The sequence below is a fragment of the Pedobacter lithocola genome (assembly GCF_042650845.1).
In the GTDB taxonomy this organism is placed as follows: domain Bacteria; phylum Bacteroidota; class Bacteroidia; order Sphingobacteriales; family Sphingobacteriaceae; genus Pedobacter; species Pedobacter lithocola.
The window spans coordinates 112356-130618 of record NZ_JBHSBW010000009.1 but is presented as its reverse complement, the minus strand read 5'-3'; the positions used below and the strand labels follow the sequence as shown (position 1 = coordinate 130618).

Annotated in this window: 15 protein-coding genes; 8 read left to right on the top strand and 7 right to left on the bottom strand. The window is 35.0% G+C overall.

The features are described 5' to 3' along the window. Both ACFOWA_RS09395 and ACFOWA_RS09390 read left to right on the top strand, forming a co-directional pair. Positions 1–873: a TIM barrel protein gene (locus ACFOWA_RS09395; RefSeq protein ID WP_378984419.1), complete on the top strand. Its 873-nt coding sequence runs from the start codon at positions 1–3 to the stop codon at positions 871–873. A 17-nt stretch (positions 874–890) separates the two neighbouring features. Further along, positions 891–1760 (top strand): sugar phosphate isomerase/epimerase family protein, encoded by an 870-nt coding sequence (locus tag ACFOWA_RS09390; RefSeq protein WP_378984417.1) that lies wholly within the window; start codon positions 891–893, stop codon positions 1758–1760. 189 nt (positions 1761–1949) lie between these two features. Here ACFOWA_RS09390 and ACFOWA_RS09385 read toward each other — a convergent pair whose 3' ends face one another. After that, positions 1950–4559, bottom strand: coding sequence for a lamin tail domain-containing protein (locus ACFOWA_RS09385; RefSeq protein WP_378984414.1), 2610 nt, complete (start codon positions 4557–4559; stop codon positions 1950–1952). Between the two features lie 49 nt (positions 4560–4608). Here ACFOWA_RS09385 and ACFOWA_RS09380 point away from each other — a divergent pair, with 49 nt between their 5' ends. The 5 genes from ACFOWA_RS09380 (at position 4609) to ACFOWA_RS09360 (ending at position 10745) form a co-directional block, all read left to right on the top strand. Continuing rightward, entirely contained in the window at positions 4609–5598 is a 990-nt protein-coding gene (locus ACFOWA_RS09380; RefSeq protein WP_188415423.1) for an aspartate-semialdehyde dehydrogenase, read from the top strand. Between the two features lie 137 nt (positions 5599–5735). Beyond that, on the top strand, positions 5736–7142 hold the full coding sequence (gene dacB / locus ACFOWA_RS09375) for a D-alanyl-D-alanine carboxypeptidase/D-alanyl-D-alanine endopeptidase (protein WP_378984413.1): 1407 nt from the start codon (positions 5736–5738) through the stop codon (positions 7140–7142). Between the two features lie 30 nt (positions 7143–7172). Continuing rightward, positions 7173–8294 (top strand): alpha/beta hydrolase-fold protein, encoded by a 1122-nt coding sequence (locus tag ACFOWA_RS09370; protein WP_378984412.1) that lies wholly within the window; start codon positions 7173–7175, stop codon positions 8292–8294. Positions 8295–8954: 660 nt separating this feature from the next. Beyond that, positions 8955–10250: a phosphopyruvate hydratase gene (gene eno, locus ACFOWA_RS09365; protein WP_123206688.1), complete on the top strand. Its 1296-nt coding sequence runs from the start codon at positions 8955–8957 to the stop codon at positions 10248–10250. 195 nt (positions 10251–10445) lie between these two features. After that, entirely contained in the window at positions 10446–10745 is a 300-nt protein-coding gene (locus ACFOWA_RS09360; RefSeq protein ID WP_109931233.1) for an FtsB family cell division protein, read from the top strand. Between the two features lie 125 nt (positions 10746–10870). Here ACFOWA_RS09360 and ACFOWA_RS09355 read toward each other — a convergent pair whose 3' ends face one another. Further along, entirely contained in the window at positions 10871–12955 is a 2085-nt protein-coding gene (locus ACFOWA_RS09355) for a hypothetical protein (RefSeq protein ID WP_378984408.1), read from the bottom strand. Between the two features lie 224 nt (positions 12956–13179). Between ACFOWA_RS09355 and ACFOWA_RS09350 the strand changes: the two genes are divergently transcribed. Further along, the gene (locus tag ACFOWA_RS09350; RefSeq protein ID WP_378984405.1) at positions 13180–13914 is read left to right on the top strand and encodes a L,D-transpeptidase family protein; all 735 of its coding nucleotides are present in this window, start codon (positions 13180–13182) and stop codon (positions 13912–13914) included. Between the two features lie 74 nt (positions 13915–13988). Here the strand turns inward: ACFOWA_RS09350 and fabG are convergent, their stop codons facing one another. From fabG to ACFOWA_RS09325, 5 genes are all read right to left on the bottom strand, one after another. Continuing rightward, complete coding sequence (gene fabG, locus ACFOWA_RS09345) at positions 13989–14732, bottom strand: 3-oxoacyl-[acyl-carrier-protein] reductase (protein ID WP_378984402.1); 744 nt, start codon at positions 14730–14732, stop codon at positions 13989–13991. A 152-nt stretch (positions 14733–14884) separates the two neighbouring features. Next, positions 14885–15961, bottom strand: coding sequence for an agmatine deiminase family protein (locus ACFOWA_RS09340; protein ID WP_378984400.1), 1077 nt, complete (start codon positions 15959–15961; stop codon positions 14885–14887). 208 nt (positions 15962–16169) lie between these two features. Continuing rightward, complete coding sequence (locus ACFOWA_RS09335) at positions 16170–16460, bottom strand: four helix bundle protein (RefSeq protein WP_378984397.1); 291 nt, start codon at positions 16458–16460, stop codon at positions 16170–16172. Between the two features lie 104 nt (positions 16461–16564). Continuing rightward, on the bottom strand, positions 16565–17440 hold the full coding sequence (locus ACFOWA_RS09330; RefSeq protein ID WP_378984395.1) for a carbon-nitrogen hydrolase: 876 nt from the start codon (positions 17438–17440) through the stop codon (positions 16565–16567). A gap of 469 nt (positions 17441–17909) precedes the next feature. Beyond that, on the bottom strand, positions 17910–18131 hold the full coding sequence (locus tag ACFOWA_RS09325; protein ID WP_378984392.1) for a cysteine-rich CWC family protein: 222 nt from the start codon (positions 18129–18131) through the stop codon (positions 17910–17912). Between the last annotated feature and the right edge of the window lie 132 nt (positions 18132–18263).

Sequence of the window (18263 nt, the reverse complement as noted above, 5' to 3'; positions counted from 1 at the left end):
ATGGTATCAAGAAGAAATTTTCTAAAAACAAGTGGCATGGCAGCAGCTGCCGTATATCTAATGCCCTCATTTGCTTTCGCCGCAGGCGATAAAGTAGTTGGTTTGCAATTATATTCACTCCGTGAAGATTTACCTAAAGACGTTAAAGGCGTTTTAGAAAAAGTTGCCTTAGCAGGGTTTAAAGAGGTAGAAACTTATGGTTTCTCGATTAAAGATCAATTTTGGGGATTAACACCTATAGAATTAAAGAAAATTTTAGATGCTAACGGACTGAAAGCTGTTAGCGGACATTATGGTTTAGGTAGTTATTTAGTTGATGATAATACGGAAGAATTAAAAGCTGCAATTGCCGCCGCAAAGGTGTTAGGTAGTAAATATGTAACCATTCCATGGCTGATTCCTACGTTAAGGAAAAGTGCCGATGATTATAAAAAACTAGCGTTGAAAATAAACAAAGCGGGTCAAATGTGTAAAGATGCTGGAATACGATTGGCATATCATAACCACGATTTTGAATTTGAGAAGCAAGGTGATACTACAGGTTACGAAATTCTATTAAAAGGAACTGATAAAAAACTTGTTGATTTTGAACTAGATTTATACTGGGTGGTTCGTTCTGGCAAAGATCCAGTACAGCTATTTAAAGAAAACCCAGGTCGTTTTACTATGTGGCATGTTAAAGATATGGATAAAACCAAGAAAGAATGGAATACAGAAGTTGGTCAGGGTTCAATTAACTTCAAATCTATTTTCGCAGCTGCTAAACTATCAGGTATGAAACACTTCTTTGTAGAGCACGAAACCAATTACAATCCAAATCCAATTGAATCGGTAAAGAAAAGTTGTGCTTACATTAAAAAGGAATTAATTTAATCTAACCAAATTAAACCATGAATTCAAGAAGATCTTTTATTAAACAAGCAAGCCTAGCAGCCGGTGCGGCATTACTAATCCCATCGTTTGCTTTTGATAAGGTGACTAAAAAAGTTGGTTTACAACTTTATACTTTACGAAAGGATTTACCGAATGATGTACGCGGAATAATTGCTAAAGTTGCAGATGCTGGTTATAAAGAAGTTGAAACTTATGGTTTTACAAATGGTAAATTTTGGGGATTAACCCCAAAAGAATTTAAATCTTTACTTAAGGATAATGGACTAAAAGCACCTAGTGGCCATTATTTGATGGATGAATTTAGCAAAACAGGAAACAGTGATAAGCTGAAAACTGATATAGAAGCTGCTGCAGCAATTGGCGGAAAGTATTTTACCATTGCCGGCGCTCGTGTAGATATGAGTAAGGGTTTAGATGGTTTTAAAAAAACTGCCGATGATTTTAATAAAGTTGCAGAATTTGCTAAGGAATCAGGATTAAAATTTGCTTATCATAATCATGATTTTGAATTCAAAAAGATCGACGGCACTACAGGTTATGATGTTTATTTACAAAACACAGATAAGAATCTGGTAAATTTTGAATTGGATTTATATTGGGTTGCTCGTTCTGGAAATGACCCTATTGCATTGTTTAACAAATATCCAGGACGTTTCCCGATGTGGCATGTTAAGGATATGGACAAAGCAAAACCAGAATGGAATACTGAAGTTGGAAAAGGTTCGATTGACTTTAAAACGATTTTTGCTCAAGCCAAACTTTCGGGTATGCAACATTATTTTGTTGAGCATGAAACCAATTATAACCCAACTCCTATCGAATCTATTAAAACCAGTTGTGATTATATAAAAGCAAATTTGATTTAAGCTCACTGATTTACGAAGTTTTATTCTATAATGTTTAAAACTTCGTAAATCTGTTATTTGCAATTTCATTATTATCCCACCGAAACACACTAAAATGAGAGAACTTAATTAATTAACAGATTAAGTAAATTTTACTCCGGCGTTCATAATTATAAATACAGAATTCTATTTTAAGTCTTAGGTTTAAATCTAATTTATTTTCGCAGCCAATACACACGTATTTTTAAATCGCTTGGGATTTCCACTCAAATCAAATACATCGAAAATAACCACATATATCCCAACTGAGGCTTTTTGCCCATCATCATTTAAACCATCCCAGGTTAAAATTCCCTTTGTTCCAATGGTTTGATTTTTCAATAACTTTCTAACTAATCTTCCTTTATCCGAATAAACATTTACTGTAGCAAAACAAGCGCTTTCAGTAACTTGATAATCCAATGTCAGTAAATCCTCAAAATTATCTCCATCAGGAGAAAAAGTTTTGGATAAAATTTTTACGTAAGATTCATCTCCATTTGGTTCTTGAGAGTTTTTATAAGTTGGCGTGGCGAAGCCGAATGAAGCTGCGGCAGATTTAAAATTACCAACCTCATTTGTATTCTTTTCAAACGAAACCCGCTCCAAGGATACTCCATCAGGATTTTGAAGTAAAGCTACATGCATTTTTTCATTATAATCAAACCTATCTATCTGTAAATTATTGCTTAATATAATTACAGTTCCCTTATCATTATTAAATCCAGGCATGCTACTTAATTGGACAAAATTATTAGGATTTTCACAAAAATAATTTGCTTTAACACTGGTGGTATTGGTACTGATGACCCAATACGTTTTTGGCAATATTAATAGATTTTTTGTTGATAAATTTTTGATATTCGCTACATTACCATTTGCATCTAGATTAGCCAATTGTAAATTTTTCAGATCCAAAACTTGGTTGGAATTATTAAATATTTCAACAAAATCTACACTTCCAACTTTTGGATTAAACAATAATTCAGAAATCAAAATATCGTTCTTCCCTGCTTTTTTCGCTATAAACAATTTAGCAGTATTAAAATCAACACTTATTAAATTACCAGCGCAATCTGTTATATTATTTAAGGTTAAGATATTTTCTACACCTCTAGCTAAAGGATTAGCAAACTGTAAGGTAGCAGCATTAAAATCAGGCGAATGGACGCTTACTGATTTAGGATTGCCTACACCATTGTTAACCAAATAATTTAGGTTTTGAGCTGCCGATAAACTGTCTATTGATTTTGAGAATTCGACAAGTATGGTAACGCTGTCGACAACATTTGCAGATACAAGTTTTGGAATTTCTTTACTAAGCTGACTATTGTAAATTGAATTTTGTTTGCCTGGTGTTCCTCCAGAAACATCAACAGAAGCAGACCAATTTTGAATGCCACCACAAATCCCTTTTGGGTTAATCAATTCCAAACTGTATCCACCTTTTTTCTTCACATCATCTTTGTACCAGCTGTCGGTATATGCAACCTTATCAATTATTTTACCAGTTTGGTCATTTAAAGTTAGTACATCCTTATCATTATTTAAACTTGGCCAAGGCGAAAGCCCTATTACTTTGCCGAAAGATTTAAATAAAATTTCATCGGCTTTTGATGTTAAAATGATATGTTGGTTCGGTTTAATCGTATCAACAGGCAAAGTGACTGTCGAGGTTTGGTCAGAAAATTTCCATCCTTGGGTTAAAATATAATCGTTAGTGGTGTTCCAAATCTCCACGAATTCTTTTGAAGGTAAACCAATATTTCCGGTAGGATTTGCAAAGACTTCGTTAATTACAACATCACCAAATTTAACTGTATATGGCTTAATGAAACTGAATTTTACATTAGTATTTGCAGCAATAACATTTCCTTTTTTATCCTTTACATCACTTATATTTAATAGATATTCTCCAGAATTAAACTCTTTGGAAAAAGTTAGTCGATATACGTTTGGTAAAACGGTTACCGAAATATTATCCGGATTAGCGTATTGATTAGATAAATTATAATTAGTTTTTAGCAGTGCAGAACTTATTTCTAAAGCTTCAGAAAAAGTAACATCCAGTGTTGTAGCATTAATTACTGTTACGTTATTGACAACTGGCGGAATTACATCTGGTAAAAGGTCATCCACTTTGAAATCATCAAATATGTATCGATTGTACCTGGAAGCTGTTGTATATCTACAATAAAAACCTGTAAATGATGATGTTGTAAAAGTGTTATCGGTAACACTTCCTTCCAAATTGAAATTATTACCACCTAAAACATCGGTAAATAAATCCCATTTACCATTAGCATCTCTAGTAACTTTAACCTTTGCAAAAACCAGATTTGCATTTGCTCTAACTTTTTGCGGTCCGGTAATTATACGAGTTACTGTAGTTCCATTTTGCTTGTACAAATGAAAACCATCAGCGGCTCTGGTTTCTCCAATTTGAATAAAATATCCGTTCAAACTCCCTTTTAAATCTTCTTTATCAGCAGTTAAATAAATGCGAACAAAATTAGTTGTAGATGGATTGAAATCTAGCTGCACTAAAAATTCCCAGCTAACGTTTAAGCTTTGTTGATTTGCAGTAGAAAGCGAAATAACTTGCGATGCGAGCTGTTGACCTTTAGATTGTAATTGCTTTTTCGGGTTTACCTGAAAATAATTTACATCGCCTTTCCACGTCGGATTTTGAGAGAAATCACCATCGGTAAATAAATCGATAACCTGAGAAAATGCAATTTTAGAAAATAACAATAGGGATATAAGCAGAATTTTCTTCATATTTGGGCTTATATCAAATGTTTAATAAATATAATAATTAAAATTTAAAATGAAAGTAGCAGTTGTTGGAGCAACCGGTTTGGTTGGTACCGTAATGTTAAAAGTATTGGAGGAAAGAAATTTCCCTTTAACTGAGTTAATTCCTGTAGCATCTGAAAAGAGCGTTGGTAAGGAAATTACTTTTAAGGGTAAGAAGTTCCCAATCGTTAGCATGGATACTGCAATTGGCATGCGCCCTGATATTGCTTTGTTTTCTGCAGGTGGAAATACTTCTTTAGAGCATGCACCACGCTTCAAAGAAGCTGGCACAACGGTAATTGACAATTCTTCGGCATGGAGAATGGACCCAACGGTTAAATTAATCGTACCTGAAGTTAATGCGCATGAGCTTTCTATAGATAATAAAATTATTGCAAACCCAAACTGTTCTACCATACAAATGGTTGTGGTTTTGAAACCTTTGCACGATAAATATAAAATTAAACGCGTAGTTGTTTCAACTTACCAATCGGTAACCGGAACAGGTGTTAAAGCTGTTGAACAGTTAATGAATGAGCGTAAAGGCATTGATGGTCCAAAAGCTTATCCTTACGAAATTGATTTAAATGTTCTTCCTCACATCGATGTTTTCATGGAAAATGGATACACCAAGGAAGAAATGAAAATGGTTAAAGAAACCAATAAAATAATGAGCGATGACAGCATTAAAGTTACCGCTACTACCGTTCGAATTCCGGTTATGGGTGGTCACTCAGAATCGGTAAACATCGAATTTGAAAATGATTTTGATTTGGCTGAAGTTCGTAGTATTTTAGAAAAATCGCCAGGTATTATTGTTGTTGATGATGTGGCAAATTTAAAATACCCAATGCCGAAAGATGCACATGAAAAAGATGAGGTTTTTGTTGGTCGTATCCGTAGGGATGAATCTGCACCAAAAGCCTTAAACCTTTGGATTGTAGCTGATAATTTACGCAAAGGTGCTGCTACAAATGCAGTTCAGATTGCAGAATACTTAATTCAGAAGGAGTTAGTATAGAACAAAATACGTCATGCTGAATTTATTTTAGTATCTTAATATTATAGACTTTGAAATACATTCAAAGTGATGACAAGATTAGTGAAAGTGATGTGTTTGTTACACATCACTTTTTTTATTTCCTTTAATTTTACTTTATGAAGTTTTTAAAGCCCACTATATTTTTTGTTTTACTAGCATTAGTAAGTTCCGCTCAAAATCACATTCAAAACCTCGAAAAAGCTTTCAATAACTTATTAGCAGATGAGCAGGCGAAACATGCCATTACATCACTTTGTGTTTTAGATGCAAATACTGGAAAAACGCTCTATGCTAAAAATGAGCAGATTGGTTTGGCTACTGCATCAATATTAAAAACCATTACTGCTGCCACAGCTTTTAGTATTTTGGGTAAAGATTTTCAGTTTCAAACTACACTTTCTTATTCTGGTAACATTACACCTGATGGAACTTTGAAAGGCAACCTTATAATTATTGGTAGTGGCGACCCAACATTAGCTTCTTGGCGTTATCAAAACAAAGAAAATGCAGTTTTAACGCAATGGGTTACCGCAATTAAAGCTGCCGGAATTAAAAAAATTGAAGGTGCGATAATTGGCGACGACCGTATTTTTGGCACTCAAACTACTCCCGAAGGTTGGGTTTGGCAGGATATTGGAAATTATTATGGTGCCGGAACTTCTGGATTAGCCTGGAGAGAAAATCAATTCGACATTCATTTACGCCCGGGTTCTAATACAGCGGATGAAGTTAAAATTTTAAAAACCGTACCTGAAACGCCATATATTCAAATTCAAAATGAATTAAAAACTGGCAGTTCTGGTACTGGTGACAGAAGCTATGCTTTCCTACCTCCTTACAGTAATGTTGCCTATTTACGTGGTAGTTGGGGAATGGGAATCAGCAAGACGGGAATTTCTGTTGCGCTCCCCGACCCTGCTTTTGATTGTGCTTATCGATTACAAGATACTTTGAAAAGATTGGGTGTAACCACAAGCCAGCAAGCAACTACAGCTCGTTTAATGAGCCTAAATAATCAATCCATTCCTGTAATTACCCAGAAGATTAACACTATCTCCTCTCCTAATTTGAGTGAAATTACGTACTGGTTTTTGAAAAAAAGTATTAATCTGTACGGTGAAACGCTATTAAAAACCATTGCCCTAAAATCAGGAAAGTCAGCTACAACCTCAAACGGTGCGCAAACCGAGATTAACTTTTGGTCGCAGAAAGGCATTGATAAGTCTGCTTTAAACATTATAGATGGTAGCGGACTTTCTCCTGGCAATAGAGTTACAACTTCTGCCATGGCGAATATTTTATTTCAAATCCAAAAGGAAAATTGGTTTTCTGATTATTACAAAGCCTTACCAGAATACAACGGCATGAAAATTAAAAGTGGAACCATTAATGATATTTCAGCATTTGCAGGATACTATACTAATTCGGCTGGTAATAAATATGCTATTGTGATAAATATTAATAATTACAGTGGTAGCGGAATCAATAAGAAATTGTTTCGTGTTTTGGATGAGTTGAAATAAAATTATTCAATTGATAAACCTGAAAGTATAATGTCAAAATTTTTAGTTCTTTTCCTTTTATTGCCAGGATTAATGTATGCTCAACTTAAAGTTGATGTAACCGTTCACATTCCAAGTAAAACGGCTGACACTTTATTTATTGCAGGAAATTTTAATGATTGGAATCCAGGAAACAAAGCATACAGTTTATCGAAAAAAGATAGTTTAACTTATGCTATCCAATTAAACTTACCTAAAGGAAACTTTGAGTTTAAAATTACACGTGGTAACTGGGATAAGGCAGAATCTAAAAATGATGGCAAACCTATTGCAAACCGAACCCTAAATTTGAATGTTGATACCTCAATGAATATCAATGTTGCAAACTGGACGAATAATTTTAAACCGATAAAAGAAATTTACCGCTACGGAGCTAATATTCATATTATAGATTCTGCATTTCTAATACCGCAACTAAATAAACAACGACAAATTTCTATATACCTTCCAAAAAGTTATAAGACTTCGAAAAGGAAATATCCGGTGATTTACATGCATGATGGTCAGAATTTATTTCACACCAACCCGCCACGAGCAAATGAATGGGCAGTTGATTCTGTAATGGATAGTTTGATAAAAAATGGTTCAAAGGAAATGATTATTGTAGCTATTAACCACGGAGGAAAAGACCGATTGAAGGAATATAATCCGTATGATAGCGAGTTTGGGAAAGGTGAAGGAAAAGCATACGTTACTTTTTTAGTTGAAACTTTGAAACCTTTTATAGATTCAAAGTATAGAACATTGAAAGATGTAGAAAACACATCAATTGCTGGAAGTTCTATGGGTGGATTAATATCGATGTATGCTATTGCTAAATACCCTAAAGTATTTGGTTCGGCTGGAGTTTTTAGTCCGGCATTTTGGTTGGCCCCGAAAATTTACGATGATATTGTACTTAGTTTACCAGGCATGGTTGATAGCAAAGTATATTTTGTTGCGGGAGATAAAGAAGGTGCTGCTATGATTCGAGATATGAAAAAGATATATGGAATTATAAACCCTAAGGGATTAAATAAAAATGTTGTGCTGATAGCAAAGGAGGATGGGAAACATTCTGAATGGTTTTGGCATCGGGAATTTGTTCCGTTTTACAAGTTCATAGCTCTATAGTTCAGTGACTAAAGTCAACGGCAATGAAAATGTAATCGCCCAGAAATTCATTGCCGTCAGTTTCAACTGACGGAACCTTAAACATCAGTTTAGGTATAGCTCATTGCTTCATTTAGATTTCATAACTAGCTGGGCAGTTTTAAATTTTTCCGAAGGATTATCAAACCCATATTATTTAAACCCGATTGAAGTGGAAACCAAAAGCTTTTTCAGCTTTTGTTGTAACGTAAAGCGGGACTGCTTTAACCTAAGAACTACTGAAACTGCTTTCCAAAAAATCAATATGAATACTAATTAAACTTGATTTGCCAATCTTAGAATTAACAAACTTTCTTTCATCCAAACTCAATTTAACCGAAGACCTACTGAAACTGCTTTCCAAAAAAATCAATATGAATAATAATTAAACTTGATTTGCCAATCTTAGAATTGACAAACCTTCTTTCATCCAAACTCAATTAAACCGAAAAATTGCTGCAACCTTTTTACAAAAACACCAATATTAATTTAAAATGAACTGCTGATTAAACTTGAATAACTAGGGTAACATTAACAGCCTAAACGCTTTATTTATTTAAAAAATATATTAACTTTGATGATAGGCTTAGTAATTGTACTTTATACACTAAGCAGGTTAAAAAATCAATAAAATTAAATAAAATGAGTATAATTGTTAATGTCCATGCCAGACAAATTCTCGATTCGAGAGGCAACCCAACTTTAGAAGTAGAAGTAGTAACAGAAGCAGGCGCTTTCGGGCGTGCAGCGGTACCTAGTGGTGCATCTACTGGTCAACACGAAGCGGTTGAGTTACGAGATGGAGATAAATCTACATATTTAGGTAAAGGCGTTTTAAAAGCGGTAGAAAATGTAAATACTAAAATTGCTGATGCTTTAAGAGGTATTGATGTTTTCGAACAAAATACAATTGATAAATTAATGTTAGACCTTGATGCTACCGAAAACAAAGGTAATTTAGGTGCTAATGCGATATTAGGTGTTTCTTTAGCGGCTGCAAAAGCGGCAGCTGATGAAATTGGCCAGCCATTATACCGCTACATTGGTGGTGTAAATGCAAACACATTGCCAATTCCGATGATGAACATCATTAACGGTGGTTCTCACTCTGATGCTCCGATTGCTTTTCAGGAATTTATGATTATGCCAGTAGGTGCACCATCATTTGCTGAGGCTTTACGTTGGGGAACTGAAGTTTTTCACACGTTAAAGGGTATTTTGCATGATAGAGGTTTAACAACAACTGTAGGTGATGAAGGTGGTTTTGCTCCTACTTTTGATGGTACAGAAGATGCGATTGAAACAGTTTTAAAAGCGATTGAAAAGGCTGGTTACAAACCAGGTTCTGATATTTATTTAGCATTGGATTGTGCATCATCTGAGTTTTACAAAGATGGTAAATACGATTATACAAAATTTGAAGGCGAAAAAGGTGCCATTCGTACAAGTGAAGAACAAGCACAATATTTAGCTGATTTATCTGTAAAATATCCAATTATCTCTATTGAGGATGGTATGGATGAAAACGACTGGACAGGTTGGAAAGCTTTAACTGATAAAGTTGGCGACAAAGTTCAATTGGTTGGTGATGATTTATTTGTAACAAATGTTACGCGTTTACAACGTGGTATTGACGAAGAAATTGCTAATTCAATTTTGGTTAAAGTGAACCAAATTGGTTCGTTAACAGAAACGATTAATGCAGTTTCATTGGCGCAAACAAATGGCTATACTTCTGTTATGAGTCACCGTTCTGGCGAAACTGAGGATGTTACGATTGCTGATTTAGCTGTTGCATTAAACTGCGGACAAATTAAAACAGGTTCGGCATCTCGCTCGGATAGAATTGCGAAATACAATCAGTTACTACGTATTGAAGAAGAATTAGGCGAAAACGCCCGTTTCATTGGTAAAAACTTCAAATACGCGAAGAAATAAACCCCTAAATCCCCTAACGGGGACTTAAGGAATTACCACTTAGCCCCTTCAGGGGTTTAAGGTGTTAACAAGTTGAAAAACTTATTTGTAAAACATCCGGAGATTTTAAATCTTCGGATGTTTTTATTTTAATACTATATTTGTTTATCAGATTTGGATGGCTCAAATCTAACATCTAAAATCTCATATCAATATATGAAACGTTTAATTGACCTTTTCCGCAATAAATATTTTCTGGCAACAGTTGCTTTCGCCATGTGGATGCTGTTTTTCGATAAAAATGATATGATGTCGCAATACGAATACCGGAGCCAAGCGAACAAATTACAAGAAGAAAAGGAATACTTCGAGAAAGAAACCGCCCAGGTTAAAAAGGATTTAAACGAACTGAACACCAATCTAAATACTGCTGAAAAGTTTGCCCGAGAAAAATACTTCATGAAAAAAGATAATGAAGATGTTTTTGTGATTATTCATGAAGAAAAGAAAGACTAACTGAGGATTAGTACATGATTTTGGAACAGGATTTTAGGATAAAGCAGGATTGAGGTTAGATAATCCATCTCACATCAACCTTCATCTTCCATCTTTTCACTCTTACATTATCCATTTTGCCTCCCCTATAGTTCCCCATTTCGTTTCCTCAAAAACCATTCTACACTTAGAAGAACCATAATTAACCCAAACAGCCATTTAATGTTAATCAGTTCATCATATTTACGGTCTTCATAACTGATGGTTTTAATGTTTTCATTTTTCAAAATTTCATCAGCAATTTTTAATAAATCTTGAGGCATAAAAAGTATACCATTGCTTTGTTTAGAAATGGTATTTAACAATTGATGATTGGCAGTAGTTTGTTGGTATTCAGCAATAAGAGCATTAATGTAAAAACTACCTGATGCTGTAAATTTTTTCCCGCCGAAAGTTGTGTTTGCGGTATAAGAGTAATTTCCTGCCATCATGGTTCCGGCATCAAGTTGATAGGCATTTTCGGTTTTGGGAAAAGTATAATCGAATAATTTCCCTGCCTCATTTTTTACTTGCAAATTCACTTCCGGCTCGTTTACAGCCTGATAGCTTTCATTGTAAAGTGTAGCATTAAATTGAATGGTTTCATTTTCATCATAAGCAGATTTAGAAGCGAAAACCTTAAATCGCCGTTTATCATCTTTAACAGAAAGGTATTGAACTGTTTTTGAAATCAAATCATTTAAGCTCGATTCTTGCACTTCATTTTCGGCTTCGGAAAGTTTCCACCTCCATAAACCCTCTCCCATTAAATACCCAGCTTTTAAGCCGTTATCATTGGTGAAAAATAAAAGTGGTTGCTGCGTACTAACTTTGCCAATACGCTGATTAAAAACTGGTGTAGCACTGGCATTAACTGTTAATCTGCCAAATGGAGCAAGCAGAGGGTCGAAAGTAGAAAAGGTTTTTTTATCTTCTTCTGATAAATTGAAAATCGTAAATCCATTGGCGAAATCTGGATAAACTTCTTGAATGGAACCATTTGCAGAACCTAAGTTAACCTGATTTTGAACTTGATTAAAGGCATTTACACCACTCTGAGCACCTAAAATATACCAAATCGATTTCTTGGATGTGAGTACCTTTTGCAAAAATGCCGATGAAATATTCTGCGCATCGGGCAATTGGTAAAGCACAATTAAATCGTATTTTGATGGGTCAGTCGAGTTTAAATCATCCGCAAGAGCAAGTTTTGCCTCATAATGTTTGTTTAGCGAAATCGCCTCTTTAAGCACACCCAAATCTGGGTGAGGCGAAACTCCGGCAAGCAAAACCTTCTGTCTACCATCAATTACTTCTACATAAAATGTTTCCGTATTATTTTTTGTTGTGATTTCGTTCGGGAGTGTAGCCAATTGTACCGTATATTTTTGGACACCGATTTTGCTTGCATGTAATTTTACAGGAATGGTTTTAACAAATGAATTGCTATTAATGGCAATGCTTTGTTGCGCAGCTTTTGCCCCATTCTGATTAACAGTTAGCGTTGTATTTCCATTATCACTTTGAAAGGCTTGAACTTGAACTTCAATATTAAAATCATCATCTAAATAAACAATGTTATTATAATTTACATTCGAGATTAAAACATCGCGTTTTGGTATGCTATCGCCCAAAGCAACTGTATAAACTGGTGCATTTATTTGATTTATCCCATACAATGGATTTCCGCCGTGATTAAAAATACCATCAGTAGCCAGAACAATTGCCCCAACATTTCTATTGGTATATTCGTCTTTTATTTTCTGAAAAAACGCGGAGGCATCTGTTAGTTTTCCTTGATTTTTGAAATCAAATCCATCAGATACCGAATCGCCGAAATTGTAGGTTTTTACCTCATATTTATTTGAGAGTTTATCTTGTAATGCCTTTAAATTTTGCTTATATAATTTCTGGTTGAAACTGGTAGATTTTATTTGCCCTACGGATAAGGAATTATCTTGCCCAATTATGATTACCGGCTTATCTAATGTATAATTTAAGGTCTTAATTAGCGGGGCGAATAAAAGCCAAGCTATTGTTGTAACAGCAATGATTCTGATTGCAGTTAATCCATATCGTAATTTTTTATCAAGGTTCTTGCTGCCACGATAGAGTAACCACGAATATAAAACACCCAATGTAAGGCAACCTAGAAAATATAAAATAGAAGTACCGGCAAAAAAAGTATCCATATTTTATAAAGATGATAATTTTGAGGAAATTTTCAAGATTTTTAACCGCAAAGAACACGAAGAAATTATGCAAAGGCAAGTTAAGTTTTTAGTTTGTGGACATATAAATAAAGGTTCCTTTTTATAAATCCAGCTTAGTGACCTATGCGACATATTGTTTAGAAAATCTTCTCGACCTTTACGGTTAAATCGTTAATTTATTTAGATTTAACCAAACCAATTTCATGAAATTAATCTGTTTATCGTTTCTGCTATTTATAGGTCTTATGCTTAATGCCCAAACCAATTTCAAAGCATCTCAAATTAAATTCGAAAGGGTAGCAAATGCTTACCAGGAAAAATGGGAGTATCTACAAAGAGTTATAAAAACAGATGGCTACAGTAAAGACTTCTCCATAGTATTAAATGCTTACAAAGCGGAAGGAAAATTGGAAATTTGGATGAAAAGTAAAGGAGATAAACACTATTCATTATTTAGAACTTACGATTTCTGTGCGCATTCTGGCACTTTAGGACCAAAAGTTATTGAAGGTGATAAACAGACACCAGAAGGATTTTACCACATTAATGTTTTTAATCCCATGAGTAGTTTTCATTTATCCTTAGGTATAAACTATCCAAATTCAATTGATTTAGCAAGAACTGGAAAACATAGAGAACCTGGTGGCGAGATTTACATTCACGGGAATTGCGTAACTGTAGGATGCATCCCATTAACAGATGATAAAATAAAGGAAGTTTACGTTTTAGCAGTCGAAGCCAAGAATTCTGGTCAGGCAAAAATTCCGGTTAACATTTATCCATTCAAAATGACGGATGCAAAAATGAAGAAATACTCCACTCAGTTTCCGGCACAAATAAGCTTTTGGAAAACCTTACAACCTGGATATTTAGCTTTTGAGAAGAATAAAAACTTAGCTGATATTCGGGAGGTAAAAGGAAAGTATGTTGTAAAATAGAAAACCCGCTAGCGTTTTTGTTGCTAGTAGGTTTTAAGCTTTTATCTTTGGTCTTTTAGCTTTAAATCTTAATATTACAGCATTCCTCCACAAACAGAAAGCATTTGTCCTGTTATATAAGCGCTCATATCTGAAGCAAGGAATACACAGACATTTGCAATATCTTCTGTTTCACCGGCACGTTTAAGTGGAATATCTTTCTCCCATCCAGCAACGACTGCAGGATCTAAAACTTCTGTCATTTCGGTACGAATAAACCCTGGAGCAACAACGTTAGCACGAATATTTCTCGAACCCAACTCTTTAGCAACTGATTTTGTGAAACCTATAATACCAGCTTTTGATGCTGCGTAGTTTGCTTGTCCTGCATTACCTGTAACACCAACCACTGAACTCATGTTAATAAAAACACCTTTACGAGCTTTCATCATAACTTTCGAAGCTGCTTTAGTTATGTTAAAAATAGATTTTAGGTTGATGTTAATTACATCATCCCAATTTTCTTCGCTCATGCGCATCAACAAACCATCTTTTGTAATTCCAGCATTATTCACTACAATATCAATCGTTCCAAATTCTGCAACTACATCATTTATTAATTGCTCTGCCTCTGCAAATTTTGATGCATCAGAACGGTAGCCTTTAATTTTGGTGCCGAAACTCTGTAATTCTTGCTCTAAAGCCTCGCCCTTTTCTACAGATGATAAATATGTGAACGCTACATTAGCGCCTTGCTCTGCAAATTTTTCAGCTATTTTACGACCAATACCTTTCGATGCGCCAGTAATTAATGCTGTTTTTCCTTCTAGTAATTTCATAACCCCTAAATCCCCTAAAGAGGACTTTTATATAATGAATAAAAATTTAAACTGTTGTAAAGTTAAAAACTCTTATGATATATTGTTGAATTGTTAATGGTAATGTTTCTAGCTCAAATCTGAAGTAAAAACAGGCAACCGACAATTGCTAATTAAACCGCTGGTTCTTGCTGGCTCAAGCAATGAAAACTTCCTAACCCCCAAATAATATCTACAGAATTAATTCCCACTACCTTTCTATCCGGGAAACAACCTTGAATAATATCTAAAGCCTTTTGGTCATTTACATCATCAAAAATCGGTACAATTACGGCAGAATTTGCAATGTAAAAATTCGCATAAGATGCCGGCAAACGTGTATCTTCATGAATTACTGGTGATGGCATTGGCAATTCAATAATCTTTAACGGTCGGCCATCCTTCAATTTCATTGATTTTAAAGTTGCCAAATTTTCCTGTAACAAAATGTAGTTTTCATCTAAAGGATTACTTTCTACCACCGTTAAAACGGTATCTTCATTCACAAATCGTGTAATGTCGTCGATGTGGCCATCCGTATCATCACCCACTATTCCGTCACCTAACCACAAAACCTGCTCCTGCCCGTAATACTCCATCAAGTATTTTTCAATCTGCTCTTTATTTAAATTTGGATTACGATTCTCATTCAACAAACAAGCTGTTGTAGTTAAAATTGTTCCAGCGCCATTAAATTCTACCGAACCACCTTCCATCACAATATCAGGTGAGAATAAGGGTAAATTAAAATGCTTTGCAATTTTTGTAGGTACTACATCATCCAAATCAAAAGGAGGATATTTGCCACCCCAGGCATTGTAACCCCAATCTACCACAGCCTTTTCATTTCCTTTTAGCAAGAAAGCAGGACCATGGTCTCGGCACCAGGCATCATTCGTTTCGTTGAAATAAAATTCAATCTGGCTTAAATCTGCATGAACTTTTGTTAATTCAGATACTGCAAAAGCTTTCATTTCTTCGTCTTTTACATTAATGCGTACCTTCTCACCTTCAGCAACAATTTTAATAAACTGGCAATAAGGCTCGTAAATAGTTTCAATTTTATCAGGCCAACTCGCCTCTTTATGTGGCCAACTTAGCCAGGTAGCCTCATGTTTTGCCCACTCAGCCGGGAAAGAATAGCCTTGCTGCTTCGGAGAATAATCGAATTGATTGAGATTTAGTTCTTTTCTTGGAGGGAAATTTGACATATGTTTTTTTAAAAAGTCCGAGGTCGGAGGTCCGAAGTCGGAAGATATTAAGTTTTAGAATAAGTCCGAGGTCGGAGGTCCGAAGTCGGAAGATATTAAGTTTTAGAATTACGTCGGAAGTATTTTGTTTTATTTAGTGGAGGTTAATCTAAAGATTTTATTAAAGCAGATATCATTATTAGGATTTCTTCGCACGATTGATAATGTTTCATAAAAATGTCATCAGTAATATATAACCACGTCTTTTTGCCAAATGTAGACAATTAACAACTTCAACATCCGACCTTAGTGAGTAGCGTAGAAATTTCTTAAACTCTAGGTTACTTTGCCCTGTACTTCCTTCTGCAATATTCATCGAGATGGAATCAGCAGCACGTTTAACTTGAGATGTCAAAACATAAACTTCTTCCTTTGGAAAGGTTTTAGTCATTTTATCAATCTCATCTGCCAGGTCTAAAGCTTTTTGCCAGACTTTAAGTTTTTCAAATTTGAAAGCCATTTAATCAGAGGTTAATTCACTTAATTATGAATATACTAATTTTGAACTTTTTGCCAAAGGCACTAAAACTTCGAACTCCGGTCTTCGGACTTTCAGACTAATAACTAGTCACCATCAATATATCTTTTCGTAATTGGTTGGTAAGAATCTATTCTTCTATCTCTCAAAAATGGCCAATGTTTCCGCATAAAGTCGCTTTGGTTTAAATCCAATTCAACCACTTCTGTTTCTTCATTATCGTGAGATGCCAGATAAAGCAATTTCCCTTGTGCATTTGTTGCAAAACTTCCGCCCCAAAATTTCATTGCACCATCTTGTTCAAAACCAACCCGATTTACACTTACCACAGGAACGCCATTTGCAACTGAATGCGAACGCTGAATAGTCTGCCAAGCATTATATTGGTCTTGATTTGTTTCTTCATCCTGGTCGGTTGCCCAGCCAATTGCCGTTGGATAAAACATGATATCCGCTCCCATCAATGCTGTAATACGAGATGCTTCCGGATACCATTGATCCCAACAAATTAATATACCAATTTTAGCAAACTTCGTTTCAAAAACCTTATAACCCAAATCACCTGGTGTGAAGTAAAATTTCTCATAAAAAGCTGGGTCATCAGGGATGTGCATTTTACGATATTTACCCAAATACGAACCATCTGCATCTAGCACAGCTGTAGTGTTATGATATAATCCTTCAGCACGTTTCTCAAATAACGAGGCAATAATCACCACACCCAATTCTTTTGCAACTACTTGCAAAGCATAAGTAGATGGACCAGGAATTGCTTCTGCTAAATCAAAATTATCGTAATCTTCCACATCGCAGAAATACAAAGAAGTAAAAAGCTCCTGCAAACACACAATTTGTGCACCTTTTGCCGCCGCCTCTCTTACTTTCGCAATCGCTTTATCTAAATTTTCCTGCTTATCTTTTGTACAGCTCATCTGCACCAAGCCAACTTTAACTTTCTTCATTTCTTAAAATTATTGGATAAGAGAATGATGAAGTGAGAGAATTTACAAAGCACTCCATCATTCTAAATTCTGTCATTCTAAACTAGGTTGCAAAGTTATGTAAAAAGGTTGAGGCTAGAAAGGAAGAGAGATTGTTTAAGTTGTGATTTAGGAAGCTATGATAGCGGCATTCTGTACTGCATCTTTTATAGTACTGCTTAATATTGATTTGGAAATCAATGACAGTAGCTTTGATTATTGATAGTCGGGCTATCCGTTTTAGCTCCGATGAAAAATCGTAGGCTGCCACTTCTATCCCGTTTATTTGGGAAATTTTTGCTGCTATTTAAGGTTGCAAGATTACAAATTGACTAAAGCCAATATACAATAATCATTATCTACACAGGCAGCTAAAGCAGCCTGCAATGAAAAAATAACAAGTCGCCCTATAGAATTTCATTGCCGTTTGGCTTCAGCCAACGGTTTATTATTACACCCCAATATCCTCTCTATATTCTTGCTGCAATTCAAAAAGACATTTTGCACACAAGCAACCATCATACAATTCAGATATGTATTGTACTTCATTGATGCTAAGTTGCACCACGCTGCATTGGCATTTGGTATAAGAATTTGCTTTGCATTCTATAGCTGTTCCGCATCTTTCGCAGGGAATGATTTCGTGCTTGCTATGTTTTAAAAGGTGGTCCATTGGTTTACTGGTCATTCGTTCATTGGTGTTTGGCGCACGAATTAATGAACCAATTACAAATGAACTATTAGACTGAAAGCAAAAGTAATGACAAAAAATAAGGTTTTGAGCTTTTGCTCAAAACCTTACGTA